Source organism: Pantoea sp. X-Soil-OKNW-556, assembly GCF_059730695.1.
Genome location: NZ_AP035990.1, coordinates 1,256,675 through 1,281,123, shown reverse-complemented (window position 1 = coordinate 1,281,123; position 24,449 = coordinate 1,256,675). Strand labels below are relative to the sequence as shown.

The following is a 24,449-nucleotide window of genomic DNA, read 5'->3' as shown; positions in this document are numbered from 1 at the left end:
AATCGTGCCGCTACAATTGGAACACCTGGCGTAGCGGCGCGATTTATCGCGCATCAGGCCTGCTGTCATTAGCTCTGACACCCCGGACACCAATAAAATGGTCGGGATGACAGCACGCCCTTCTCGATCACCGTGCCACATCGTCGACACTTTTTCCCCTGCCGATGAAACACCTCAAAACGGAAAGCCGCCTCTTCATGGTATTTCTTCATGCTGCCACGCATCTGATAAGAGTGGCGCGGCACCGCCAGTAGCGCTTCACTCAGCGCCCTGAGCTGCAACGCATTCAGATCCTGAGCACGATGCTGCGCCAGCAACTGCGCATGCCATAAAATCTCCACGCGCAGGTAGTTCCCCAGGCCAGCGAGAAACGCCTGATCGAGCAGTAAGCCACTGAATTGCCGCCGCCGAAAGCGTGACGACAACAAGCGCTCCTGCACCGCGTCCACCGTCAGGCTGGCATCCAGCACATCCGGCCCTACGCGTTGTAAAAAAGGATGAGCGGCCAGCGTCTCCGCGTTGAGCAGCTCAATATCGGAAGCGCTATATAGCAGAATGGTTTGGTCAGCATTAGCCAGTCGCACCCGCAACTGCCGGGCGGTCTGCGGCTGGGTACCGGTCGGCACCACACGCCAGACGCCATACAGCTGGTTATGGCTGTAGAGGGTCAGACCATTGGAGAAATGAGTCAGTAGCGCCTTGCCCCGGGTTTCAATTGCCGTAACGGTTGCACCCAGTAGCGCCGGTTCGTAAGTTTTCAGCTGCGGAAAGGCAAACCACACATCAGTGAGCGGTTTGCCCGTCATCGCCGCCGCCAGCTGATCCGCCGCGCGGCGGATCTCCGGTCCTTCAGGCATGACGACTCCTGTTAATGGGTCGCGCCCCCCGCGACATGCAAATCTTTATCCACCTTCAGCGTCACGCGGATCGCCATCTCCAGCGCCTGAATGACACTGGCCGCTGCCATGCTCGGCGCACCGGGATGCTTCACCGCTTGCTCCGGCAGATATGGGATATGAATAAAACCACCGCGCGCGCTGCTCTGATGCGTCGCCAGCCAGTGCAGCAAGCGATACATCACATGATTACAGGTAAAGGTCCCGGCAGTTTGCGATACCGAGGCCGGTATCCCCGCCTCGCGCGTTGCTGCAACTATCGCCTTGATCGGCAGCGTCGAAAAATAAGCCGCCGGCCCGTCCACCACCACCGGCTGATCAATCGGCTGCTGCCCCTCATTATCAGGGATACGTGCATCATCAATGTTGATCGCCACCCGCTCCACGCTGATGTCGCTGCGCCCCCCCGCCTGACCGATACAGAGAATGCGATCGGGTTGCAACGTTTCCAGCGCCTGCGTCAGCACGGCACCGCAACGGCTGTACGCCACCGGTAACTGACGTGCCACCACGCGTGCGCCGTCAATCACCTTTCCATCAAAAGATCGTACCGCTTCCCACGAGGGATTGATGCTTTCGCCTTCAAAAGGCTCAAACGCGGTCATTAATACCGTTTTCATTCTTTCCTCACAAAAACATCATGAACCACAGCAGGAAAATATTGACCACCAACAGCATTAAACCGGTCGGGACCTGTGCTCTGATTACCGCATTGCGATCAGGCAGCTCCAGCAGGCGAGCCGGGACAATATTGAAGTTCGCCGCCATCGGGGTCATCAAGGTGCCGCAATAGCCCGAGAACATGCCAATCGCCGCCATCACTGCCGGGTTACCGTGGTGTTGCAGCACCAGAATCGGGATACCGATACCGGCGGTGACAATCGGGAACGCAGCGAAGGCATTACCCATCACCATGGTCAACAGCGCCATACCAATGGCATACACGGCTACCGCGATAAAACGGTTATCGACAGCCAGATACTGCTCGGTCAGGTGTGAAATCGCGTTACCCACCCCGGCGCTGGTGAACAGCAGGCCCAGCGTGGCAAGGATTTGCGGCAGGATAAACGCCCAGCCAACGGCATCCAGCAAACGTCGCGTTTCCTGCATCGACTGCATCGGCTTTTCGCGGGTCATTTTCAGTGCCACCAGCCAGCCAATCAGACAACCCATCATCATTGAGAACAGCGTAATCAGGGTGGAATGGTTCCCTGCGCCAAACACCGCCTGTTGCAGACCAGGCAGATTGTTAAACGCCAGCACGCCAACCACCGTCACCACCGGGATCGCCAGCGCCGGGATAAACAGCTGGTTACCCAGACGTTTGGCGCTGGCCTGCTTCTCTTCATCGCTGCGTTGGTGATACCGGCCCAGGCGCACGCCGCCAAAACCGGCAATCAACGCCATCACCACCACGGCAACACCTACGGCGATATGCAGGGTTCGTGGCGTCATCCATTGATAAACCCCATCACTAATCAGGAAGATCATCCCGTATAGCGCCCAAAACAACCCGGTAGTCAGACGCCGAGGATTGGCACGATCCCGCCAGGAAAATACGGCGACAATCAGCAGAATGATGCCTGCCAGCCACATCAGATATTGTTGCTGGAACATCATTCTGCTCCTTTGGCTTGTAACGCCTGTTGATTCAGTGCGCCCAGCTCACGCGCCAACTGGCGGTCAAGACGGATCAAACGGGCGGAGTGGATCAGGAAGGCGCAAATCGCGGTGGGAATGCCCCATACCGCGATATGCAGCGGTTCGGTCTGAATGCCAGCCGACTCCTGCATAAAGTTGTGCATAAAGATGATGGCACCGAAGGCAACGAAAATATCCTCACCAAAAAACAGTCCGACGTTATCCGTGGCGGCCGACATGGCGCGCAGACGATGACGTACTTCCGGCGACACTTCACCATAGCGGTTTTCTGTCGCCCCTTCCGCCATCGGCGCCAGCAGCGGGCGCACCATTTGCGGATGACCGCCGAGGCTGGTCAGCCCCAGCGCTGCGGTAATTTCTCGCACAAATAAATAGACAATCAGCAGACGTCCCGCCGTAGCGGTTTTGATCTGCGCGATCCAGGTTTGCGCCCTTTCTTTCAGGCCATGTCGTTCCAGCAGACCGATCACCGCCAGCGGCAACAGCAGAATCAACGGTAGGTTACGGGTGTTCAGGAACCCGGAGCCCAGTTTTTCCAGAATATCGGCCAGCGACATATGGGCCGATAACCCGGTAACAAAACCCGCCACAATCACCACCAGCACCGGATTAAACCGCAGCACAAAACCGAGCACGATAGTACCAATACCCAGCAACGGCCAGAGATTCACCACGCTTTCCATGTTTTCTCCCCTTATCAGAAATAAAAAGCCCGGCTTGCTTGCGCCTGGTCGTCGCGGCACGATTTATCGTGCGGGTTTTGGCAGGCCATGAAATGCCTGAAAACAGCGCGATAAATCGCGCCGCGACGGAATGTGTAGCCGGGTAATTGTTCGAAACTTATACGCTGGTCACAGTAACGTGCTGGGCCGCAAACGCCGCGCGCAACGCGTGAGCAAATTGCAGCGCATGAGCCCCATCGCCATGCAGACACACGGTTTGCGCATTCACCGCCACCCAGTCGCCAGAGATGCTTTGTACTTTACGCTGTTGCACCATCGTCAGCGTGTGGGCAATTGACTGCGCAGTATCTTCAATCAACGCACCCGGCTGACCGCGTGGCACCAGCGCGCCACTGGAAAGATAGCCGCGATCGGCAAACACTTCTTCGCGCGTTTTCAGCCCATGATGGGCCGCTGCCCGAATCGACTCACTGCCCGCCAGCCCCACCAGGATTAAACCGGCATCAACCACCTTGACGGCACGAGCAATGGTATCCGCCAGTTGTGGATCGGCTGCCGCCTGGTTGTATAACATGCCGTGCGGTTTGACGTGCACCAGTCGCGCGCCCTCGCTTTCCGCCAGACTTTTCAGTGCGCCAATCTGGTAAATCAACTGCGCATAGACGATATCTGGCGGCAACTGCATGGCAGTGCGGCCAAAATTTTCCCGGTCGGGAAAGCTGGGATGCGCACCAATCGCCACCCCTGCCGCCTGCGCCCAGCGCACCGATTGCAGCATGGTTGCCGCATCCCCCGCATGGAAACCGCAAGCAATGTTGGCGGAGCTGACCAGTTGCAACAATTCCTGATCGCTGCCGCTCCCTTCGCCAAGATCGGCGTTGAGATCAATTTTCATGTGATAGCCCCCAGTTCATCTGATCAAATACACGCTGTTGCTGCTGCTTCGCCTGCATCGCTTCTTCCAGCGTGCAATGGGTGAAATGAATCGGTTCCCCCAGGCGAATCTGGGCTAAATGATAGAGATCGGCTTCGATAATGCAGGCAATTCGCGGATATCCCCCGGTAGTCTGTGCATCGGCCATCAACACAATCGGCTGTCCGTTTGGCGGCACCTGCACCACGCCCGGTACCAGACCGTGTGACAACAAATCGCGCGTGGCTTTGCGATGCAGCGTGCGCCCCTGCAAGCGATAGCCCATGCGGTTACTTTGCGGACTCAGTTTCCACGCGCTGCGCCAGAACGCTTCCTGCGCTTCACGGGTGAATTCGTTGTATTCCGGACCGGGCAGCGCACGGATACGATTGCCCCACAGCAACTGCCGCACCCCGGCTTTCTTGCTGAAGTCACGAGTCGCCTTGCCGAGCGGCAACAGATCACCATCCTGCAACTTACGTCCGGCAAAACCACCAAATCCGGCTTTCAGATCGGTACTGGCGGAGTCCAGCATCTCTGGCACGGCAAAACCGCCGTTAATCGCCAGGTAACTGCGCATGCCGTGCACTGGCATCGACAAACTGAGGACCTGCCCTTTCTTCACCGGCAGACGCCAGCCGGTCCAGACAGCTTTGCCGTCCAGGTTAGCATTGCAGCCTGCTCCCGTCAGAGCGAACCAACCGTCACGCTGGAACTGCGCTTTAAACTGCCCCAGCACAATCTCCAGTACCGCGCTGCCTTCATCGTTACCCACCAACATGTTGGCGGTGCGCATGGCCGGTTGATCGAGTGCGCCACTGACGCTGATGCCAAACTGCCGCCAGCCGTTACGGCCCTGATCCTGCAATGAGGTCATCAATCCGGCACGAAGAATCTTTAGCATACGCCCTCCTTTTGCGGCACGAAGCGCACGCTGTCGCCGGGACGCAACAGCGTTGGCGGTTGCTGTTGGGGATCAAACAGGCTGATGGCGGTTTGTCCCAGCAATTGCCAGCCACCTGGGGTTGCCAGCGGGTAAACGCCGGTTTGGCTGCCGCCGATGCCGACTGAACCGGCAGGGACGATCACGCGTGGCTCGGCGCGACGCGGCGTATGTAAGCGGCTATCGAGGCCGCCCAGATAGGGGAATCCAGGCTGAAAGCCAATAAAATAAACCACATAGTCGGTGCTGCTGTGTAGCTCCACCACCTGGCGTGGTGTCATACCGGCATGCTCGGCGACCACCGATAAATCCGGCCCGGCCTCACCGCCATAAACCACCGGGATCTCCACCAGACGCGATTCCGGTCGCTGCGCTTCACTCTCTTCCCACCAGCGTTGCAGATTCTCGATAGCATCCAATGCATTGCGCTGTGGATCGCGCAGCAACAGCGTCAGATTGTTCATGCCGGGAATCACTTCCGACACCTTTTCATTACCCTGTAGCCGCTGGCACAATCCCCAAATGCGTTGCTGGCTGGCTAAGGAAACCGGTGGTTCCAGTTCCAGCACTACCGCGCGTTCCCCCAGCAGATAACAACGTGCTCGTTGCAAAACCCACCTCCTGATTCACTTTCTTCCGGGCAGCCAACTGATGTTGCTCCCCGCTGTACGCGTGTCGCTTATGCTTTAAAGGCAACCAGTTATGCGAAAGTGTCAGAGGTGTGTCAACCGATTTGCGCCCCCAGCCGTAGCTTAGGGCGCAATAGCTGAAAAATCAGGCAGGATTGTCGATATCGATAAAGGTCACGTCGAGGCCATAGCTTTGTGCCAGCCATTCCCCCAGTGCCTTGATGCCGCCACGTTCGGTAGCATGGTGTCCGGCGGCAAAGAAGTGCAGTCCCTGCTCGCGAGCGCTGTGAATGGTTTGTTCCGACACTTCGCCAGTGATAAACGCATCGACGCCGAATGCCGCCGCGCTGTCAATAAAGCCCTGACCGCCGCCGCTACACCAGGCGATACGTTTGATTTTTTCCGGCGCGTTATCACCGCAATGCAGCGGTGTACGCCCCAGCGCCTGGGCGATGCGTTGCGCCAGCGCCTCACCGCTTAGCGGCTCCGCCAGCTCGCCCCACGGTACCAGCGGCATCACCTCGCCCTTCACCTCAATATTGAACAACCGCGCCAACTGCGCGTTGTTGCCGAGATGAGGATGGGCGTCAAGTGGCAGATGCCAGCCATACAGGTTGATATCATTGGCCAGTAGCGTGCGCAGGCGCTGGCGTTTCATCCCTTTAATCACCGGCGCTTCGCTTTTCCAGAAATAACCGTGATGCACCATCACCGCATCGGCATTGCGTTTTACCGCTTCGTCGAGCAATGCCTGACAGGCGGTGACACCGGTAATAATGGTTTTCACCTCCGGACGACCTTCGACCTGCAATCCATTGGGGGCATAGTCGCTAAAGGTGCTGCTGTTCAGCTGCTGGTTAACAATGTGTTCTAATTCAACGTGATTCATAATGGCTCCCTGACCTCTCAGGCCGCGCTGCGCGCGCGCTCGAAGGCGTCCAGTGTCTTTTTACGTGCGTCCTTATGTTCCACGATTGGCTCAGGATAATCGAGTGTCTTGTTATTTTTCTGCGCCCAGGCGTGCGGCTGATGGATATGCGCGTCCGGTACTGCCGCCAGTTCCGGTAACCACTGGCGGATAAACTCACCCTGTGGATCGAAACGCTCGCCCTGAGTCGTCGGATTAAAAATGCGAAAATAGGGAGCCGCATCAGTGCCGGTAGAAGCCGCCCACTGCCAGCCTCCGTTATTGGCCGCCAGATCACCGTCGATCAGCTGCTGCATAAAGTAGCGTTCCCCGTCATGCCAGTCGATCAGCAAATCCTTCACCAGAAAACTGGCGACAATCATCCGTAGCCGGTTATGCATCCAACCCAGGGTATTTAGCTGGCGCATCGCCGCATCCACAATCGGATAACCGGTTTTCCCCTGCTGCCAGGCCACCAGATGGTTTTGATTTTTCTGCCAGCGCACGTTACGCGTCCAGGCGACAAACGGCTGATGTTTGCATAGTGCGGGAAATGCCACCATCAAATGGCGATAAAACTCACGCCAGATCAACTCGTTAAGCCAGACAAATGCGTGACCGCCATCCAGCGCGTCCGGGTGGTGTTTGAGGATACGATGCAGGCACTGGCGTGGCGACAACACGCCCGTCGCCAGATACACCGATAGTCTGCTGGTGCCATCCACTGCGGGTTTGTCGCGTTCAGCGGCATACGCCACCACCGGTTGCTGCGCGAAATGGCGCAACTGTTGCAGCGCCGCCTCTTCGCCGGCGGGAAACAGCGTGGCGTCGAAATCTTCCAGCGGATAGTCAAACGGCGGAATTTCGTGTTCGACCGCGATGGGGCCACCGGCACGGGCGCGAGGGGCCATATGACATTCGGGCAGCCCCTGATGCAAACGACGGACAAAGGCTTTACTGAACGGGGTAAACACCTTAAACATAGTGTGATTGCCGGTCTGCACGCTCCCCGGTGGCAACAACAGGCTGTCATCAAAGCCCTGGCAAATCACGCCCTGATCATCGAGACGTTTTTCCGCAGCGGCATCGCGCTGACGTTCATTGATTTCGTATTGATAGTTGTAAAATAACTGATCGACCTGCTGCTGCTGGCAAAAGTCTGCCAGATACTCCAGCGAGGCAGCAAAATCGTCGCATTGTTGGTAATGCAATGGGATGCCCCGTTCCGCCAGCGCCCCCTGCAACAAACACAGGCTTTGATAAATAAACGCCGCCTGTTTCGGTGCCATATGATGTTGCTGCCACTGGCCGGGCGTGGCGATAAACAGCGCCAGCACGCGCGCACCCGGATCGCGACAGGCAGCATACAGCGCGCTGTTGTCATTGATGCGTAAATCATTGCGCAGCCAGACAAGATGAGTGGTCATAAAGCTCCTGAGATTATTGGCCATAGCGCAGACGCAGCGCTTCCGGATAAGGGTCGAAATAACGCTGCTGGGTTAGCCACGGATGCGGGAACTCCGCCATGTAGTGTTTCAGCATGGTGATCGGGGCCAGTAACGGCTGTAGCCCACAGCGATAACGGTCAATCAGCAGGGCCAGCTCCTGGCGTTGCGGCGAGGTCAGCTGACGGCGGAAATAACCCTGCACATGCATCAACACATTGGTGTGGTTGCGTCGGGTCGATTTGTGCGCCAGCAAACGCATCAACCGGTTGCGATATTCAAAAGCATAATCATCCAGCGAATCCCACGACTCCATCTTCGCCACAAAACGTCCCAACTCACGGTATTCATCCTGAGAGTGAGACAGCAGCAGCAGTTTGTAGCGACTATGGAACGCCACCAGTTGATGACGCGTCAGGCCATTGCGCCACATCTGATTGAACTCATGCAGGGCGTAAACACGGCCAATGAAATTTTCCCGGATATCCGCATCGTTGAGACGACCATCCTCTTCCAGTGGCAACCACGGCAGTTCACGCTGGAGGAATTCGGTGAAAATGCCGGTCCCCGCTTTACGATTGTTGTTGGTTTGCGGTTCATACACCCGCACCCGCTCCAGACCACAACTGGGTGATTTGGCGCACAGGATGTAGCCACACAGATGATGCAACCCTTTCACCCGTTGTGCAGACCACTGCGCCATCAGATCCGTGACCTCATCGCCGCCCGCCTTACTGAAGCACAGATGTACGCGCGCATCGTCCTCTTTTACCAGACGCAGCGCCGGACGCGGCGTCGGCAAACCAATCGCCATTTCCGGGCATACCGGCTCGAAATGGACAAAGGGGCTGAGTTCGTCTGTCGCAAAGGCAAAACGCTTATGGCCGCCATCAAAGCGAACGCTATCCCCGAGCAGGCAGGCACTGATACCGACAGGAATTTTTTCGCGCATACTTGTACAACCTCCGAAATCTTGTAGAGGTTTTAAGTGTAGCTGAAATGTATGCCAAACACAGCGTCAGCGGGGATGCGCAGTGAAAAATTGGCATAAAAAAACCCGGTGCTTCAGGGAAGACACCGGGCGGAACGACAGCGGAACAGCGTTACCAGAAAATGCCGCCAGCCGCTTCAGATTGCGCCAGCCAAACTGGCTTCGCGCTGGTTTTGCACCACATACGGTGCAGATAGCTGTAAAAGCGTGCGCGATCGGCACGGAACAGCATTACAGGGAGCGCCAGCACCCCCAGCAACACCACCAGCGCGCGGCGCAGCACAACTTTGTAGAACGGATATGCCTGATACATGGTTGCCTCCTGGTGAGTCTGAGAAAATGTGATCTGACACAAATATTACGCCTCGTTGTGTAATTTTACTACTCATCCGACCACTTTTTTGATCTTTTTTTGTCCATTTCATCGCCGCACTGAAATTAAGTTACATGAATGTAAATGTAAGGTTCCCAATGGGTAACAAACTTCAACACGGACGGCGGCGCGATTTATTGCTACAGTGAACCGTTATCCATTTCAGCCGCAGGAGTTCGCGTGACCACCATCTTGATCGTTGAAGATGAAAAGGAGATCCGCCGTTTCGTGCGCCTGGCGCTTGAAGGCGAAGGGCTAAAGATTGTGGAAGCCGAGCAGTTGCAGCGCGGCCTGATTGAAGCCGCCACGCGCAAACCCGATTTGGTGATCCTTGACCTCGGTTTGCCCGACGGCGATGGCAATGACTTTATCCGTGAAGTGCGCCAGTGGAGCAGCATGCCGGTGATTGTGTTATCCGCCCGCACGGACGAACAGGATAAAATCGATGCGCTGGATGCCGGTGCCGATGACTATCTCACCAAGCCTTTTGGCATTGGTGAACTGCTGGCACGGGTGCGTGTGGCGTTGCGACGTCATCAGGGCAGCCAGTTCGAACCGGTATTGCGTTTTGGTGACGTGACGGTCGATCTGGCGGCGCGTCGTGTGCTGCGCGCTGGCGAAGAGGTGCATCTGACGCCGACCGAATTTCGTCTGCTCAGTTTGCTGCTGAATAATGCCGGAAAAGTGCTGACACAACGTCAGTTGCTGAACCAGGTCTGGGGGCCAAATGCGGTGGAGCATAGCCATTATCTGCGCATTTATATGGGGCATCTGCGTCAGAAGCTCGAAACCAACCCCACCCAACCCAACCATCTGCTGACAGAAACCGGCATTGGTTATCGGTTTATGCCATAAAAAAAGGCGCAGAACGCGCCTTTTTTCATTTCGCTGTGCTTAAGCGTTTTTCAACACTTCGCTCACGATTTCTACCGCTTCTTTCTCGATCAGCTGGCGATGCTCAGCGCCGAGGAAGCTTTCACAGTAGATTTTATAAGCATCTTCGGTGCCGGACGGACGCGCGGCGAACCAGCCGTTCTCCGTCATCACCTTCAGACCACCAATTGATGCGCCGTTACCCGGTGCCGCCGTCAGACGTGCGGTGATCGGATCACCGGCCAGCGTGTCAGCGCTCACCATTTCCGGTGAAAGCTTCGACAATGCCGCTTTCTGCGCGGAAGTCGCAGCTGCCTGCAAACGGTTGTAGCTTGGTGCGCCAAAACGCGCCGCCAGCTCATCATAATGTTGCTGCGGGTTTTTACCGGTGACAGCGGTGATTTCCGCCGCCAGCAGGCACAGAATGATACCGTCTTTATCGGTGGACCAGGCCGTGCCGTCGAAACGCAGGAACGACGCCCCGGCACTCTCTTCGCCACCAAAGCCGAAGCTGCCGTCGAACAAGCCATCAACGAACCATTTGAAGCCCACTGGCACTTCCACCAGCTTGCGGCCAATGTCGTTCACCACGCGGTCAATCATCGCGCTGGACACCAGGGTTTTACCCACGGCGACATCTTTGCCCCACTGTGGACGATGCTGGAACAGGTAGTTGATCGCCACCGCCAGATAGTGGTTCGGGTTCATCAGGCCAGCCGGCGTCACAATGCCGTGGCGGTCGTAATCGGGATCGTTACCGAAAGCCAGGTCGAATTTGTCACGGTACGCCAACAGGCCAGCCATCGCGCACTCTGACGAGCAGTCCATACGCACCACGCCATCTTTATCCAGATGCATGAAGCGGAAGGTCTGATCGATAGCATCGTTAACAATGGTGATATCCAGCTTGTAATGCTCTGCGATACGCTGCCAGTAGGCCATACCAGAGCCACCAAGCGGATCAACACCAATTTTCAGGCCCGCTTTCTGAATCGCCGGGAAGTCGATCACCTGTGCCAGACCCTCAACATAGGGTTGGATCAGATCCTGCTCAACGATATGACCGCTGGCCCACGCCTGATCCAGTGGCAGGCGTTTTACATCCTTCAGACCCGCTTTCATCAGCTGGTTAGCACGATCTTCCACCACTTTGGTGACGTTCGTATCGGCCGGGCCACCATTCGGCGGGTTGTATTTGATACCACCGTCTTCCGGCGGGTTGTGCGACGGGGTGATAACGATGCCATCAGCCAGTGCGCCACCGCGTTTGTTGTGCTCAAGGATCGCGTTGGAGATAGCAGGCGTCGGCGTGTAGCCGTTGTCCTGCTGCACAATCACATCGACGCCATTAGCCGCCAGCACTTCCAGCACCGACAAAATCGCCGGTTCCGACAGCGCATGGGTGTCTTTACCGACATAGCACGGACCGGTGATGCCGTTCTTCTTACGATCTTCCGCGATGGCCTGCGCAATCGCCAGAATATGCATTTCGTTGAAGCTGTGACGACCTGCGCTACCACGGTGACCGGAAGTACCAAATTTCACCGCATGTTCAGGGTTATCCACATCCGGCTTCAGGACGTAGTACTGAGAGGTTAATTGTGCAACGTTAATCAAATCGCTCTGCTGGGCGGGCTGCCCGGCACGGGGGTGATTGGCCATTGGCGCTTCTCCCTGACGCTTCGGTTTAAATGGTGCCGCAAACTTTCTCTGTCAGTTCCTGCGGGAACTGCATGGCTAACATGATGTGTTCCACCATGCTGCATTTGCGACCGGTATTGGTATTGGTGATCACCCAGTACGGTGTGCCGGGCACATGCTTCGGCTTAGTATGGGTGCCATTTTGCAGCAGCGTATGCTCATCACCGGCAAAATAGACGCGGGTGCGTCCTTGCAGTGACGCCGTGGCATCCGCAAAGGCTGCGGGATCAAGACGATAGAGCGTTGACAACACCAGCATAAAGCGATTAACCGCCTTTTTCTGCTCTGCATACTCATCGGAAAGTAACAGTTCACGTACCGCACGAACGCGATCCTGCGGACGGGCTTGCGTTGCGACCGGCTGGGCTTCTTTGGCCGCAACGGCGACAACAGCAGAGGTTGCAGGGGCACTCTGACCGGCAGTGAACTTCAGCATGCGGCGCAAAATTTCGGAGGCGCTTTCACCAATGTGCTGGGTGTGGCTGGCAATATAACGGTAGAGTTCTTCGTCAACTTCAATCGTTTTCATCTTTTTCCGTACGATTCTGGCAAATGACAGAACCACGCATTTCTGCAAAGGCCTTAGCAAAATCCTGCCGTGCAAAATGTGAGCGGGCTCTAACATGAGGATTATAAAGTTAAATCCCAGGCGGCCGATAGCGCTGGCATCGTTTCAGGGCAAAAGTCGGAATATGCCCTAATGCCCACCAGGTTGGCTCCTGAGCAGGTGGATTCATGATAACCTAAGCGAAGCTCACAACCGTAAGAACTTTGCCATGATTTTGAATGCCCGTCTGGAAACTGAACAATCTGCCCCTGATGCTCCTCCAATTCTGTTAATTCATGGCCTGTTTGGCAGCCTGGATAACCTTGGCGTGCTGGCGCGTGGCCTGCGCGATGCCCGTCCCACCTTGCAGGTGGATGTACGCAATCACGGTCTGTCCGCGCGCAGCGACGAGATGAACTATGCGGCGATGGCGCAAGATATCGTTGACACTCTTGACGCCCACGGCCTCGATCGTGTTGGCGTAATCGGCCATTCGATGGGTGGCAAAATTGCCATGACGTTAAGTGCCATTGCGCCGGAACGCATTGAAAAGCTGGTGATGATTGATATCGCGCCGGTGGATTATCAGACACGCCGCCATGATGAGATTTTTGCTGCTATCCGTGCCGTAAGCGCCGCGGGTGTGACACGTCGCGGTGAAGCCGCCGAGGTGATGCACACCCTGTTGGAAGAAGAAGGGGTCATTCAGTTCATTCTGAAATCGTTCCAGGATGGCGAATGGCGCTTTAATGTGCCGGTGCTGTGGGATAATTACGCCACCATTTCCGGCTGGAATGAGGTTCCTGCATGGCCACATCCGGCGCTGTTTATTCGCGGGAGCGAATCGCCTTATCTGGACAATCAACATCGTGATGCGTTGCTGCGCCAGTTTCCACAGGCGCATGCGCATGTCATCAGTGGTGCCGGTCACTGGGTCCATGCTGAAAAACCTGAGGCGGTTTTGCGCGCAGTTCGCCGCTTTTTTGTACTGTAAAAGCAAAAGCTTGCCGCAAAACGTTTAAGGTTGGCGTCGCAAGGAGTGCTGGAGTATGATGTCGCGCTAAAAATTTGCCGCGGATGATTTTTTCACCGTGGCTGGGCCGATAATGTATAAATTGCGCAGCGCCTTTCCGCCGTTCGCGCCCACTCAGTTTTACAAAAAATGGCAAAAGAACAAACTGACCGCACCACGCTCGATCTCTTCGCTGATGAGCGACGTCCCGGTCGCCCCAAAACCAGTCCGCTAACGCGTGACGAACAGTTGCGCATTAACAAGCGCAACCAGCTAAAACGCGACAAAGTGCGTGGTTTACGTCGCGTGGAGCTAAAAATGAGCAGTGAAGCGGTTGACGCGCTTAATACTCTGGCAGAGCAGCAGAACATCAGCCGTAGCGAATTGATTGAACAAATGCTGCTGGCGCAACTCAAACTGTCGTAACACACGCAGACCGCACGCAGGAACACAAAGTCTCGGCTTTACAAGTTCCGCCACTTTGCCCGGTCTGCTATCATTCGCTTAACTGTGCATTCAACCCATATATCAGGATTTAAGAGGTTACTTAACTCATGGCAATCGTAGGCATTTTCTTCGGCAGCGATACCGGCAATACTGAAAACATTGCAAAAATGATCCAGAAACAACTGGGTAAAGATGTGGCCGAAGTGCATGACATTGCCAAGAGCACCAAAGAAGATCTCGAAGCATTCGATATCCTGCTGCTGGGCATTCCGACCTGGTACTACGGCGAAGCGCAATGTGACTGGGATGATTTCTTCCCGACTCTGGAAGAAATTGATTTCAATGGCAAATTAGTCGCGCTGTTTGGCTGCGGTGACCAGGAAGATTACGCTGAATACTTCTGTGATGCTATGGGCACCATCCGCGATATCATCGAGCCAAACGGCGCGGTGATTGTGGGACACTGGCCGACCGAAGGCTACCATTTCGAAGCCTCGAAAGGTCTGGCAGATGACAAACACTTCCTCGGTCTGGCGATCGATGAAGATCGTCAGCCTGAACTGACCAACGAACGTGTTGATAAATGGGTGAAACAGATTTTCGATGAGCTGCAACTGAAAGAGATCATTGAAGCCTGATCCCCTGCCCTCCTCAATGTGGGCGCTGGCTCACATTGAGTTAAAGGAATTTCCTATAAAAATAATAGCTACTGTTTTTTAACTTTTTCCCGCAAATCTGTAGAATACCCGTAACGGTCATCCGCTTATTCCTCTGGCATCAGAATGAGGCTGAGTGAAATGGAAACAAAGACCTGCACGATCCCCGCCGGCGTTAGTGACATTTCTCCTTACAGCCACTGGTGATTTTCAGGACATTGCCTTGGTTTTCATTTCACTGCTTGAGTTCTATAATGAGACGCAAATGAGAATGCGCGTGATCGACATTCAAGGCCCTGCGCCGCAAGTGACTAGCTAAGTAACAGGACAATATCCGCATGACTGACAACAACTCCGCATTGAAGAAGGCTGGCCTGAAAGTCACGCTCCCCAGACTGAAAATTCTGGAAGTGCTTCAGGAACCCGAATGCCATCACGTCAGCGCGGAAGATTTGTACAAACGCCTGATCGACATGGGCGAAGAGATTGGTCTGGCAACGGTTTATCGCGTTCTTAACCAGTTTGATGACGCGGGAATCGTGACCCGCCATAACTTCGAGGGTGGTAAATCCGTCTTTGAACTGACGCAACAGCATCACCATGACCACCTGATCTGCCTGGATTGTGGCAAAGTGATCGAATTCAGCGATGAATCCATTGAAACCCGTCAGCGCGAAATCGCCACACGTCACGGTATCAAGTTGACTAACCACAGTCTGTACTTGTACGGCCACTGTGCGTTGGGAGACTGCCGCGAAGACGAGACGCTCCACGACAAGCAATAAAATGTGCTATGCAGTATAAAAAAACCGGTGCCTGGCACCGGTTTTTTTATGGCTGCTTCACTGCACCAGCGTTTCCTGTAAATAACGCCAGCGCGGAATTGAGGTACTGCAATCCAGCACCGCCAGTGAGATGCGGCTCTGGTTAGTGCCGTTCATCATTTGCAATTCGCGATACTGAATCGTCACTTCCTTGCTTTGTTGCGAGATGATGGCATGTTCGCTGGTGGCGATACGCATCCCTTCACGTTGACCACGCAGTTGACGGAACAGCACTTCCGTCGCATTGAAATCCAGTTGCTTGCCCTGCGGTGTCACCATTTTGAAATCCGGGTGAAAGTGCGAAAGGAACAATTCAATGCTGTCGTCGGTGCTATCCGACTGATTAAAAATACGTTCGATAAGTTGATGTAATACCACTACGCTGTGTTTGGCTTCCTGAGCGAGACTTGTCATTTTTTTTCCTTTATAACCCGCGGAGCAACGTCTGAGAGCGCATAGCCTACCTGAAAAAAAGTTTTTAACACTCGTAAATTGATTAATTATGTTAAAGTCAGATTAGTTGCAAATCCCGGTAACAAGCACGTTTCGCAAGCCACAGAATAAAAGATGGCTAAACTCAAATTACAGCCAATAAAAAAGGGCGATTTCTCGCCCTTTTATCAGGATATGGGGAAAACGACAAAAAGGATTAATCGCCGATTTTCGCCCAGGTATCACGCAAACCGACAGTACGGTTGAATACCAGCTTAGAAGGCTGCGAATAAACGCTATCTGCGCAAAAATAACCTTCACGTTCAAATTGATACGGCGCAAGCGCTACTGCATCACGCAGACCCGGCTCAACAAAACCTTGTTTGATTTCCAGCGAGTTCGGGTTGATGGTGGTGAGGAAATCCTCTGCCGCACCTGGGTTCGGTACACTGAACAGACGGTCGTACAGACGGAATTCCGCAGGCAGCGCATGGATCGCCGAAACCCAGTGGATCACACCTTTCACTTTACGGCCATCAGCCGGATCTTTGCTCAGGGTATCGACGTCACAGGTACAATAGATGCAGGTGATATTGCCTTCATCATCTTTCGCTACGCGCTCGGCACGGATCACATAAGCATTACGCAGACGGACCTCTTTACCCAGCACCAGACGTTTGTACTGCTTGTTGGCTTCCTCACGGAAATCAGCGCGATCGATCCACACCTCACGACTGAACGGAACCTCACGCGTGCCCATTTCCGGTTTGTTCGGATGGTTCGGCATGGTGATGATCTCTTCATGACCCGCAGGCAGGTTCTCAATCACCACTTTCAGCGGATCCAGCACCGCCATAGCACGCGGCGCATTCTCGTTGAGATCGTCACGGATACATGACTCCAGCGAGGCCATCTCAACGATGTTGTCCTGTTTCGTCACACCAATTCGCAGGCAGAATTCACGAATCGAGGCTGCGCTGTAACCACGACGGCGCAAACCGGACACGGTCAGCATACGCGGGTCATCCCAGCCTTCTACCACCTTTTCACTCACCAGCTGAGTCAGTTTACGCTTCGACATCACCGCGTATTCCAGATTCAGACGTGAGAATTCATACTGACGCGGGTGAACCGGAATGCTGATGTTGTCCAGCACCCAATCGTACAGGCGACGGTTATCCTGGAACTCCAGCGTACACAGTGAATGGGTAATGCCTTCCAGTGCGTCGGAGATGCAGTGGGTAAAATCGTACATCGGGTAGATGCACCATTTGTTACCAGTCTGGTGATGCTCAGCAAATTTAATGCGATACAGCACCGGATCGCGCATCACGATAAAGTTTGATGCCATATCGATTTTGGCACGCAGGCAAGCCTTGCCCTCTTCGAAGCCACCGGCGCGCATTTTTTCAAACAGCGCCAGGTTCTCTTCCGGTGTGCGATCGCGGAACGGGCTGTTTTTACCCGGGGCAGTCAGGGTGCCACGGTATTCGCGAATCTCTTCCGGCGAAAGCTCATCCACATAGGCCAGGCCTTTGTTGATCAGTTCGACCGCATAGTTGTACAGCTGGTCGAAATAGTTCGAGGAGTAACAAACGTCTCCGCTCCATTCAAAGCCCAGCCATTGCACGTCGCGCTTGATGGACTCGACGAACTCCATATCTTCTTTCACCGGGTTGGTGTCGTCGAAGCGCAGATTGCACTGTCCCTGGTAATCTTGTGCGATACCAAAATTCAGACAGATCGATTTCGCATGGCCAATATGCAGGTAACCATTGGGCTCAGGCGGGAAACGGGTATGCACGCTGTTGTGCTTACCGCTCGCCAAATCTTCGTCGATAATCTGACGAATAAAGTTCGTTGGGCGGGCTTCAGCCTCACTCATCTCAAAATCCTCAAATACAATACGGGTGATTTGTCCTGGAAAGTAACGGAGTATGATCCACAAAGCGCAGAAGGGAAACAACCGTTTGTTGGTCGTTTTAAAACAAAAAAGGCAGGAATCGCTTCCTGCCTTTGGGGTTTATCACAAGGGTTTAGCCTTTAACCTCGTACAAACGGGTTTCACCGGCGACCACTGACCCACTAGCCAGCAGATTGAGGCCAGCGAAATCATCGCTGTTGCTGACCACCACCGGGCTGATCATCGAACGGGCATTGGCATTGAGGAAATCCAGATCCATTTCCAGCACTGGCTGGCCCGCCACCACCGTTGCGCCCTCTTCCACCAGACGCGAGAAGCCTTTGCCTTCCAGCGCGACGGTATCCAGACCCATATGCACCACGATCTCAACACCGTTCTCGCTCTCCAGACAGAAAGCATGGTTGGTATTGAAGATTTTCACGATGGTACCGGCAATCGGTGCCACCACGGTTTTACCGGTAGGCTTAATTGCCAGACCATCACCCACCGCCTTGCTGGCGAAGGCTTCATCCGGCACCGCGTCCAGGGCAACCACTTCACCGCTCACCGGAGCCACCAGCGTGGCGATCACGCCTTTGTCGCTGTTCAGCACGGCCTGCGGCTGTGGTGCCGCGGGTTGTGCAGCAGCAGGCGCGGTAGCGGCAGCGGCGACTGGGCCTTTGGTCAGCACGGTTTTCATCGCGGTGGCAATGCTTTCCGCCTGGGTACCGACGATAATCTGCACGCTTTGTTTGTTGAGACGGATAATACCGGATGCACCCAAACGTTTCGCCACGCTGTCGTTCACCTGAGCGGCATCTTTCACGTTCAGACGCAGACGGGTGATACAGGCATCGATGTTGGTCAGGTTTTCTGAACCACCCACGGCACCAATGTAGCGACGCGCCAGCGATTCGGTCTGGCTTTCGCCACTGCCGCTGTGGTCAACATTGACGTCATAGCCGTCAGTTTCATCATCAGCAGCCAGTTCACGGCCCGGTGTCATCAGGTTGAATTTCTGGATAGTGAACCGGAACACCACATAGTAGATAGCGAAGAACACCAGACCTTGTGGGATCAGCATCCACCAATGGACCGCCAGCGGGTTGCGCGTTGACAGCGCCATATCCACCAGGCCGGCGCTGAAACCAAAGCCCGCAATCCAGTGCATGCTCGCCGCGATAAATACCGAAAGCCCGGTCAGCAGCGCATGGATGACATACAGCACCGGTGCCACGAACATAAAGGAGAATTCCAGTGGTTCGGTGATACCGGTAAAGAAGGCAGCAAAGGCAGCAGCCAACATGATACCGCCCACTTTGGCACGGTTTTCCGGACGCGCGCAGTGGTAAATTGCCAGCGCTGCACCCGGCAGACCGAACATCATGATCGGGAAGAAGCCCGCCTGATAGCGACCGGTGATCCCCGGAATGCCGCTGCCATTAGCGATGGACTGTGCACCACCGAGGAATTTCGGAATATCGTTGATGCCAGCCACGTCAAACCAGAACACGGAGTTCAATGCGTGATGCAGACCCACCGGAATCAGCAGACGGTTGAAGAAGGCATAGATACCTGCGCCAACAGAACCCAGTTTCTGAATGCTCTCGCCAAAGCTGACCAGACCATTAAACACCACCGGCCAGATATACATCAGAATGAACGCGACGAGGATCATCAGGAAGGAGACCAGGATGGGAACCAGACGGCGGCCACTGAAGAATGACAGCGCTTTTGGTAGCTCAACGTGGCTGAAGCGGTTATAGACTTCCGCCGAGATAATCCCCACCAGGATACCGACAAACTGGTTCTCGATTTTGCCGAAAGCGGCAGGCACTTGATCCAACGGGATTTTCTGAATCATCGACACGGCGGCCGGTGAACACAGGGTAGTGACCACGAGGAAACCAACGAAGCCAGTCAGCGCCGCAGCACCGTCTTTATCTTTTGACATGCCATAGGCAACACCGATGGCAAACAGCACCGACATATGCTCGATGATCGCGGCACCGGATTTGATCAGCAACGCAGCCAGAGCGTTACCCGCCCCCCAGCTGTCAGGATCGATCCAGTACCCCACCCCCATTAAAATTGCCGCTGCCGGCAGGGTCGCCACCGGCACCATAAGCGCTCGGCCGACCTTTTGCAGATATCCTAAAATACTCACCTTATTCTCCCCCTTTGAGACTGGCGTATTGCCGTAGCGCGGGTTGATTTTATTATCCCGGCACCCGGTAGCTTAGATGACACTTTTCACCACGAGGCGAAGTGTAGAGATAAATTAATTCGCCTCGCAAATTAAAACCACAACAACTGTGACTTTTATCACCAAAAATGACGTTTACACCCCCTAACTGCTAGCCATCACCCCAAACTTATTTTATGATGAAAAATATCAGGACGCACTTTTCCCCGTATGGTTGAGCTTAAACGGATTACGCTTAAGAACGGTCTGTAGAGAAAACGGCGACCCCACTTTTCAATCTTTAACTGAGGTGAAGACATGAGACTGATCCCTTTAGCCACACCTACCCAGGTGGGTAAATGGGCCGCGCGCCATATTGTTAACCGCATTAATGCGTTTAATCCTGGCCCAGATCGTCCCTTCGTGCTAGGTCTGCCCACCGGTGGCACACCACTGGAAGCGTACAAGCACCTGATTGAGATGCATAAAGCGGGCCAGGTTAGTTTCAAACATGTGGTCACGTTTAACATGGATGAATACGTTGGCCTGCCAAAAGAGCATCCGGAAAGTTACCACAGCTTTATGTATCGTAATTTTTTCGATCACGTTGATATCCAACCAGAAAACATCAATCTTCTGAATGGCAATGCGGAAGATATTGACGCAGAATGTCGTCAGTACGAAGAGAAGATCCGCGCTCTGGGCAAAATCCATCTGTTTATGGGTGGCGTGGGCAATGATGGTCACATCGCCTTTAACGAACCAGCCTCCTCGCTTGCATCCCGTACCCGTATCAAAACGTTGACACACGAGACTCGCCTCGCCAATTCCCGTTTCTTTAACGGTGATGTGGATCAGGTGCCAAAATATGCCCTGACCGTGGGTGTAGGTACGTTGCTGGATGCCGAAGAGGTGATGATTCTGGTTACCGGTCATGTCAAAGCTCAGGCGTTGCAGGCGGCGGTAGAAGGTAATGTTAACCATATGTGGACCATCAGCTGCTTGCAGCTGCACGCCAAAGGCGTGGTGGTGTGTGATGAACCCGCCACCATGGAACTGAAAGTGAAAACCGTGAAATATTTCCGCGAAATGGAAGCGGAAAATATGAAAGGTGTGTAAGACCACGTTGTAAAAATCCTGCTGCCAGCATGGCGGTGGGCTTAGCCGGGAGAAAGAAACGATGTACGCATTAGTAAACGGCCGGATTTTTACCGGTCATGAAATTCTGGACAATCATGCGGTAGTGATTGCCGATGGCCTGATTGAGCGCGTCTGCCCACGCGATACGCTCGACGCCACCCTGCCGCAACAGGATGTTGCGGGTGCGTTTATCGCTCCCGGTTTTATCGATTTACAACTTAATGGCTGCGGCGGCGTGCAGTTTAACGATGATATCGATGCACTGACCGTGGAAACGCTGGAAATTATGCAGCGCGCCAATGAGAAATCAGGCTGCACCAGCTACCTGCCAACGCTTATCACCAGCACCGATGCGTTAATGAAACGTGCAATCGAAACCATGCGCGCATATCTGGCTAAACATCAAAACCAGGCGTTGGGTTTACACCTCGAAGGTCCGTGGCTGAATAAAGTCAAAAAAGGCACGCACAATCCGGAATTGATTCGTCTGCCGGATGCACAACTGGTGGATTTTCTTTGCGCTAACGCCGATGTCATCACCAAAGTGACACTCGCCCCGGAGAATGCCGGTAGTGCGGTGATCCGCAAATTAAGCGATGCGGGTATTATTGTTTCAGCGGGCCACTCGAACGCCACTTATGAAGAAGCCAAAAGCGGTTTCGCCGCAGGCGTAAGTTTTGCCACCCACCTCTACAATGCGATGCCGACCTTTGCCGGACGTGAACCCGGTTTGATTGGCGCGCTGTTTGATTCGCCTGATGTATACTGCGGCATCATTGCAGATGGTTTACATGTCCACTACGCTAATGTGCGCAATGCAAAGCGTATCAAGGGCGACAAGTTGGTGCTGGTCACTGATGCCACAGCCCCGGCAGGCGCCTCGATTGATAAATTTATTTTTGCAGGTAAAACAATATACTATCGCGATGGCCTTTGCGTGGATGAGAACGGAACCTTAAGTGGTTCTGCTATCACCATGATTGAAACGGTTCAGAACTGTGTAGAACATTGCGGCATTGCGCTGGATGAGGCGCTGCGCATGGCTACGCTCTATCCGGCAAAGGCGATGGGAGTGGAAAAACAGTTGGGTACGGTCGAAGCTGGAAAAGTCGCCAACCTGACTGTCTTTACCCGCGATTTTCAAATCATTAAGACGTTCGTCAACGGAGAGAACGTCCTCAGCGAGTAAGCACTGAATGACCACTGGCGGCCAGACTCAAATAGGAAATGTCGATCTTGTCAAGCAACTCAATAGCGCAGCCGTTTATCGGTTGATTGATCAACAAGGGCCTATTTCGCGCATTCAGATAGCTGAAGTAAGCCAGCTTGCGCCCGCCAGCGTCACCAAAATTACCCGCCAGTTGATTGAGCGTGGCCTGATCAAAGAGGTGGAACAACAAGCCTCCACCGGTGGTCGCCGCGCCATCTCCATCATCACGGAAACCCGCCATTTTCACACCATTGGGGTGCGCCTCGGACGCAATGATGCCACGCTGACGCTGTTTGATCTCAGTGGCAAATCCCTGGCACAGGAAGATTACCCGCTGCCGGAACGTACCCAGGAAACGCTGGAAAATGCGTTATTCAACGCCATCACCGCGTTTATGGCCGCCCATCAGCGAAAAATTCATGAACTGATTGCCATTGCCGTGATTCTGCCTGGCCTGGTGGACCCGATTAACGGGGTGATTCGCTATATGCCGCATATTGCCGTCAGCCACTGGCCGCTGGTTTCCAGCCTGCAAAAACGCTTCAATGTCACCAGTTTCGTTGGCCACGATATCCGCAGCCTGGCCCTTGCTGAGCACTACTTCGGTGCAAGCCGTGACTGTGCAGACTCCATTCTGGTGCGCCTGCATCGCGGTACCGGGGCTGGCATTATCGCCAATGGTCACATTTTTCTTGGCAGCAATGGCAACGTGGGCGAAATTGGCCATATTCAGGTCGATCCGCTGGGCGAGCGCTGCCATTGTGGCAACTTCGGCTGTCTGGAAACTATCGCCGCCAATGGGGCGATTGAAAACCGGGTGCGCCATCTGTTGAATCAGGGCTATCCCAGCTCGCTGACTCTCGGCGATTGCCAGATGCCGCAAATCTGTCGCGCAGCCAATCAGGGCGATGCGCTGGCATGCGAAGTGATCGAATATGTCGGTCGCTATCTCGGAAAAGCCATCGCGATTGCCATTAACCTGTTTAATCCGCAGAAAGTGGTGCTGGCCGGTGAAATTACCGAGGCCGATAAAGTGCTGTTTCCGGCGATTGAAGGCTGCATTAATACCCAGGCACTGAATGCGTTTCGTAAAAATCTGCCTGTGGTACGCTCAGAACTGGATCATCGCTCCGCCATCGGCGCTTTTGCGTTGGCAAAACGCGCGATGCTGAATGGCATTCTGCTGCAACATCTGCTGGAAGAGTAATCGATGCCTGCCCCAGGCAGGCCATACCGGATGCAATCTATGACAATTAAAAGCGTAATCTGTGACATCGACGGTGTGTTGATGCACGACAACACCGCCGTTCCTGGTGCCCAGGAGTTCCTGCAACGCATCCTTGAAAAAAAGATGCCGCTGGTGGTGCTGACCAACTATCCCTCACAAACAGCGAAAGATTTGGCAAACCGTTTTGCCTCTTCTGGCATTGAAGTGCCGGATTCGGTGTTCTACACCTCGGCAATGGCGACGGCCGATTTTCTGCGCCGTCAGGAAGGGAAAAAAGCCTATGTGATTGGCGAAGGCGCGCTGATTCATGAGCTGTACAAGGCGGGATTCACCATCACCGATATCAATCCGGATTTCGTCATCGTCGGCGAAACGCGCTCCTTTAACTGGGAGATGATGCATAAGGCGGCGTTCTTTGTTGCCAACGGCGCGCGCTTTATCGCTACCAACCCGGATACCCATGCACGTAATTTTGTCCCGGCCTGCGGTGCGTTGTGTGCCGGCATTGAGAAGATCTCCGGGCGCAAACCGTTTTATGTCGGTAAACCCAGCCCCTATATCATGCGTGCTGCGCTGAATAAGATGCAGGCGCACTCCGAAGAAACGGTGATCGTGGGCGATAACCTGCGCACCGATATTCTCGCCGGTTTCCAGGCCGGTCTGGAAACGGTGCTGGTGCTGTCGGGTGTTTCCACACTCAGCGATATTGATGCCATGCCGTTCCGCCCGGACTGGATTTATCCTTCGGTTGCCGATATCGATCTGTTCTGATTCTCTCCATCAACAAAACTTATGGCCCGGCGCACCAAAAAAGTTCGCCGGGTTTCTTTTTTTCGCGCCCTGCCTTGT

The 24,449-nt window shown here is 54.4% G+C and carries 25 protein-coding genes; 9 read left to right on the top strand and 16 right to left on the bottom strand.

Annotated elements, in window-relative coordinates; genetic code table 11:
• Positions 1-68: 68 nt before the first annotated feature.
• The 11 genes from nei to AC6I8T_RS05770 form a co-directional block, all read right to left on the bottom strand.
• Positions 69-857 (bottom strand): endonuclease VIII, encoded by a 789-nt coding sequence (gene nei / locus AC6I8T_RS05820; protein ID WP_208725023.1) that lies wholly within the window; start codon positions 855-857, stop codon positions 69-71.
• An 11-nt stretch (positions 858-868) separates the two neighbouring features.
• Entirely contained in the window at positions 869-1,516 is a 648-nt protein-coding gene (pcp, locus tag AC6I8T_RS05815) for a pyroglutamyl-peptidase I (RefSeq protein WP_208725022.1), read from the bottom strand.
• A 7-nt stretch (positions 1,517-1,523) separates the two neighbouring features.
• Positions 1,524-2,516 (bottom strand): DUF979 domain-containing protein, encoded by a 993-nt coding sequence (locus AC6I8T_RS05810; protein ID WP_302474903.1) that lies wholly within the window; start codon positions 2,514-2,516, stop codon positions 1,524-1,526.
• Positions 2,513-3,241, bottom strand: a complete 729-nt coding sequence (locus AC6I8T_RS05805; protein WP_208725021.1) for a DUF969 domain-containing protein — start codon at positions 3,239-3,241, stop codon at positions 2,513-2,515. Before AC6I8T_RS05805 ends, AC6I8T_RS05810 begins: the two co-directional genes overlap by 4 nt.
• A 157-nt stretch (positions 3,242-3,398) precedes the next feature.
• Positions 3,399-4,136 carry a 5-oxoprolinase subunit PxpA gene (gene pxpA, locus AC6I8T_RS05800; RefSeq protein WP_208725020.1) on the bottom strand — a complete coding sequence of 246 codons (738 nt, stop codon included), beginning with the start codon at positions 4,134-4,136 and terminating at the stop codon, positions 3,399-3,401.
• Positions 4,126-5,058 (bottom strand): 5-oxoprolinase subunit PxpC, encoded by a 933-nt coding sequence (gene pxpC / locus AC6I8T_RS05795; RefSeq protein ID WP_021182401.1) that lies wholly within the window; start codon positions 5,056-5,058, stop codon positions 4,126-4,128. Before pxpC ends, pxpA begins: the two co-directional genes overlap by 11 nt.
• Complete coding sequence (gene pxpB, locus AC6I8T_RS05790) at positions 5,052-5,708, bottom strand: 5-oxoprolinase subunit PxpB (protein ID WP_021182400.1); 657 nt, start codon at positions 5,706-5,708, stop codon at positions 5,052-5,054. Before pxpB ends, pxpC begins: the two co-directional genes overlap by 7 nt.
• A 163-nt stretch (positions 5,709-5,871) precedes the next feature.
• Complete coding sequence (locus AC6I8T_RS05785) at positions 5,872-6,615, bottom strand: type 2 GTP cyclohydrolase I (RefSeq protein ID WP_021182399.1); 744 nt, start codon at positions 6,613-6,615, stop codon at positions 5,872-5,874.
• Positions 6,616-6,632: 17 nt separating this feature from the next.
• Positions 6,633-8,060 (bottom strand): deoxyribodipyrimidine photo-lyase, encoded by a 1,428-nt coding sequence (phrB, locus tag AC6I8T_RS05780; protein ID WP_497833586.1) that lies wholly within the window; start codon positions 8,058-8,060, stop codon positions 6,633-6,635.
• Positions 8,061-8,073: 13 nt separating this feature from the next.
• Entirely contained in the window at positions 8,074-9,030 is a 957-nt protein-coding gene (locus AC6I8T_RS05775; RefSeq protein WP_208725018.1) for a YbgA family protein, read from the bottom strand.
• Between the two features lie 151 nt (positions 9,031-9,181).
• Complete coding sequence (locus tag AC6I8T_RS05770; protein ID WP_021182396.1) at positions 9,182-9,382, bottom strand: DUF2517 family protein; 201 nt, start codon at positions 9,380-9,382, stop codon at positions 9,182-9,184.
• A 240-nt stretch (positions 9,383-9,622) separates the two neighbouring features.
• Between AC6I8T_RS05770 and kdpE the strand changes: the two genes are divergently transcribed.
• Positions 9,623-10,297: a two-component system response regulator KdpE gene (gene kdpE / locus AC6I8T_RS05765; RefSeq protein WP_208725017.1), complete on the top strand. Its 675-nt coding sequence runs from the start codon at positions 9,623-9,625 to the stop codon at positions 10,295-10,297.
• Between the two features lie 39 nt (positions 10,298-10,336).
• On the opposite strand, the gene pgm is transcribed toward kdpE, so the two are convergent.
• Together pgm and seqA are read right to left on the bottom strand one after the other, a co-directional pair.
• Positions 10,337-11,977 carry a phosphoglucomutase (alpha-D-glucose-1,6-bisphosphate-dependent) gene (gene pgm / locus AC6I8T_RS05760; protein ID WP_208725016.1) on the bottom strand — a complete coding sequence of 547 codons (1,641 nt, stop codon included), beginning with the start codon at positions 11,975-11,977 and terminating at the stop codon, positions 10,337-10,339.
• 25 nt (positions 11,978-12,002) lie between these two features.
• Positions 12,003-12,545 (bottom strand): replication initiation negative regulator SeqA, encoded by a 543-nt coding sequence (gene seqA / locus AC6I8T_RS05755; RefSeq protein ID WP_021182393.1) that lies wholly within the window; start codon positions 12,543-12,545, stop codon positions 12,003-12,005.
• Positions 12,546-12,792: 247 nt separating this feature from the next.
• On the opposite strand from seqA, the gene ybfF reads away from it, so the two are divergent.
• The 4 genes from ybfF to fur all read left to right on the top strand — a co-directional run bounded on the left by ybfF (position 12,793) and on the right by fur (position 15,463).
• Positions 12,793-13,557, top strand: a complete 765-nt coding sequence (ybfF, locus tag AC6I8T_RS05750) for an esterase (protein ID WP_497833585.1) — start codon at positions 12,793-12,795, stop codon at positions 13,555-13,557.
• A 168-nt stretch (positions 13,558-13,725) separates the two neighbouring features.
• Positions 13,726-14,001, top strand: a complete 276-nt coding sequence (gene ybfE, locus AC6I8T_RS05745; RefSeq protein WP_013508279.1) for a LexA regulated protein — start codon at positions 13,726-13,728, stop codon at positions 13,999-14,001.
• 128 nt (positions 14,002-14,129) lie between these two features.
• Positions 14,130-14,660, top strand: a complete 531-nt coding sequence (gene fldA, locus AC6I8T_RS05740; RefSeq protein WP_013508278.1) for a flavodoxin FldA — start codon at positions 14,130-14,132, stop codon at positions 14,658-14,660.
• A gap of 356 nt (positions 14,661-15,016) precedes the next feature.
• Positions 15,017-15,463: a ferric iron uptake transcriptional regulator gene (gene fur / locus AC6I8T_RS05735; protein WP_013508277.1), complete on the top strand. Its 447-nt coding sequence runs from the start codon at positions 15,017-15,019 to the stop codon at positions 15,461-15,463.
• A 57-nt stretch (positions 15,464-15,520) separates the two neighbouring features.
• Here the strand turns inward: fur and AC6I8T_RS05730 are convergent, their stop codons facing one another.
• From AC6I8T_RS05730 to nagE, 3 genes are all read right to left on the bottom strand, one after another.
• A complete protein-coding gene (locus AC6I8T_RS05730; protein ID WP_021182391.1) occupies positions 15,521-15,916 on the bottom strand; it encodes a hypothetical protein in 396 nt (131 codons plus the stop codon).
• A gap of 235 nt (positions 15,917-16,151) precedes the next feature.
• The gene (glnS, locus tag AC6I8T_RS05725) at positions 16,152-17,819 is read right to left on the bottom strand and encodes a glutamine--tRNA ligase (protein WP_021182390.1); all 1,668 of its coding nucleotides are present in this window, start codon (positions 17,817-17,819) and stop codon (positions 16,152-16,154) included.
• 151 nt (positions 17,820-17,970) lie between these two features.
• Positions 17,971-19,998 (bottom strand): N-acetylglucosamine-specific PTS transporter subunit IIBC, encoded by a 2,028-nt coding sequence (gene nagE, locus AC6I8T_RS05720; protein ID WP_497834279.1) that lies wholly within the window; start codon positions 19,996-19,998, stop codon positions 17,971-17,973.
• Positions 19,999-20,340: 342 nt separating this feature from the next.
• Here nagE and nagB point away from each other — a divergent pair, with 342 nt between their 5' ends.
• The 4 genes from nagB (at position 20,341) to AC6I8T_RS05700 (ending at position 24,371) form a co-directional block, all read left to right on the top strand.
• The gene (gene nagB / locus AC6I8T_RS05715; RefSeq protein ID WP_021182387.1) at positions 20,341-21,141 is read left to right on the top strand and encodes a glucosamine-6-phosphate deaminase; all 801 of its coding nucleotides are present in this window, start codon (positions 20,341-20,343) and stop codon (positions 21,139-21,141) included.
• A gap of 61 nt (positions 21,142-21,202) precedes the next feature.
• Positions 21,203-22,351, top strand: a complete 1,149-nt coding sequence (gene nagA, locus AC6I8T_RS05710) for an N-acetylglucosamine-6-phosphate deacetylase (RefSeq protein ID WP_208725014.1) — start codon at positions 21,203-21,205, stop codon at positions 22,349-22,351.
• A gap of 7 nt (positions 22,352-22,358) precedes the next feature.
• A complete protein-coding gene (gene nagC, locus AC6I8T_RS05705) occupies positions 22,359-23,579 on the top strand; it encodes a DNA-binding transcriptional regulator NagC (protein WP_208725013.1) in 1,221 nt (406 codons plus the stop codon).
• Positions 23,580-23,618: 39 nt separating this feature from the next.
• On the top strand, positions 23,619-24,371 hold the full coding sequence (locus tag AC6I8T_RS05700; RefSeq protein WP_013508270.1) for an HAD-IIA family hydrolase: 753 nt from the start codon (positions 23,619-23,621) through the stop codon (positions 24,369-24,371).
• Positions 24,372-24,449 lie beyond the last annotated feature (78 nt).

What these genes read in the sequence shown, in the direction of transcription:
- ybfF (WP_497833585.1), top strand. Translation starts at nt 12,793, where the DNA reads ATGATTTTGAATGCCCGTCTGGAAACTGAACAATCTGCCCCTGATGCT.
- AC6I8T_RS05770 (WP_021182396.1), bottom strand. Translation starts at nt 9,382, where the DNA reads ATGTATCAGGCATATCCGTTCTACAAAGTTGTGCTGCGCCGCGCGCTG.
- AC6I8T_RS05785 (WP_021182399.1), bottom strand. Translation starts at nt 6,615, where the DNA reads ATGAATCACGTTGAATTAGAACACATTGTTAACCAGCAGCTGAACAGC.
- pcp (WP_208725022.1), bottom strand. Translation starts at nt 1,516, where the DNA reads ATGAAAACGGTATTAATGACCGCGTTTGAGCCTTTTGAAGGCGAAAGC.
- phrB (WP_497833586.1), bottom strand. Translation starts at nt 8,060, where the DNA reads ATGACCACTCATCTTGTCTGGCTGCGCAATGATTTACGCATCAATGAC.
- glnS (WP_021182390.1), bottom strand. Translation starts at nt 17,819, where the DNA reads ATGAGTGAGGCTGAAGCCCGCCCAACGAACTTTATTCGTCAGATTATC.
- AC6I8T_RS05810 (WP_302474903.1), bottom strand. Translation starts at nt 2,516, where the DNA reads ATGATGTTCCAGCAACAATATCTGATGTGGCTGGCAGGCATCATTCTG.
- seqA (WP_021182393.1), bottom strand. Translation starts at nt 12,545, where the DNA reads ATGAAAACGATTGAAGTTGACGAAGAACTCTACCGTTATATTGCCAGC.
- nagC (WP_208725013.1), top strand. Translation starts at nt 22,359, where the DNA reads ATGACCACTGGCGGCCAGACTCAAATAGGAAATGTCGATCTTGTCAAG.
- ybfE (WP_013508279.1), top strand. Translation starts at nt 13,726, where the DNA reads ATGGCAAAAGAACAAACTGACCGCACCACGCTCGATCTCTTCGCTGAT.
- AC6I8T_RS05805 (WP_208725021.1), bottom strand. Translation starts at nt 3,241, where the DNA reads ATGGAAAGCGTGGTGAATCTCTGGCCGTTGCTGGGTATTGGTACTATC.
- fur (WP_013508277.1), top strand. Translation starts at nt 15,017, where the DNA reads ATGACTGACAACAACTCCGCATTGAAGAAGGCTGGCCTGAAAGTCACG.
- fldA (WP_013508278.1), top strand. Translation starts at nt 14,130, where the DNA reads ATGGCAATCGTAGGCATTTTCTTCGGCAGCGATACCGGCAATACTGAA.
- nagB (WP_021182387.1), top strand. Translation starts at nt 20,341, where the DNA reads ATGAGACTGATCCCTTTAGCCACACCTACCCAGGTGGGTAAATGGGCC.
- nei (WP_208725023.1), bottom strand. Translation starts at nt 857, where the DNA reads ATGCCTGAAGGACCGGAGATCCGCCGCGCGGCGGATCAGCTGGCGGCG.
- pxpC (WP_021182401.1), bottom strand. Translation starts at nt 5,058, where the DNA reads ATGCTAAAGATTCTTCGTGCCGGATTGATGACCTCATTGCAGGATCAG.
- pgm (WP_208725016.1), bottom strand. Translation starts at nt 11,977, where the DNA reads ATGGCCAATCACCCCCGTGCCGGGCAGCCCGCCCAGCAGAGCGATTTG.
- pxpA (WP_208725020.1), bottom strand. Translation starts at nt 4,136, where the DNA reads ATGAAAATTGATCTCAACGCCGATCTTGGCGAAGGGAGCGGCAGCGAT.
- nagA (WP_208725014.1), top strand. Translation starts at nt 21,203, where the DNA reads ATGTACGCATTAGTAAACGGCCGGATTTTTACCGGTCATGAAATTCTG.
- AC6I8T_RS05775 (WP_208725018.1), bottom strand. Translation starts at nt 9,030, where the DNA reads ATGCGCGAAAAAATTCCTGTCGGTATCAGTGCCTGCCTGCTCGGGGAT.
- AC6I8T_RS05700 (WP_013508270.1), top strand. Translation starts at nt 23,619, where the DNA reads ATGACAATTAAAAGCGTAATCTGTGACATCGACGGTGTGTTGATGCAC.
- AC6I8T_RS05730 (WP_021182391.1), bottom strand. Translation starts at nt 15,916, where the DNA reads ATGACAAGTCTCGCTCAGGAAGCCAAACACAGCGTAGTGGTATTACAT.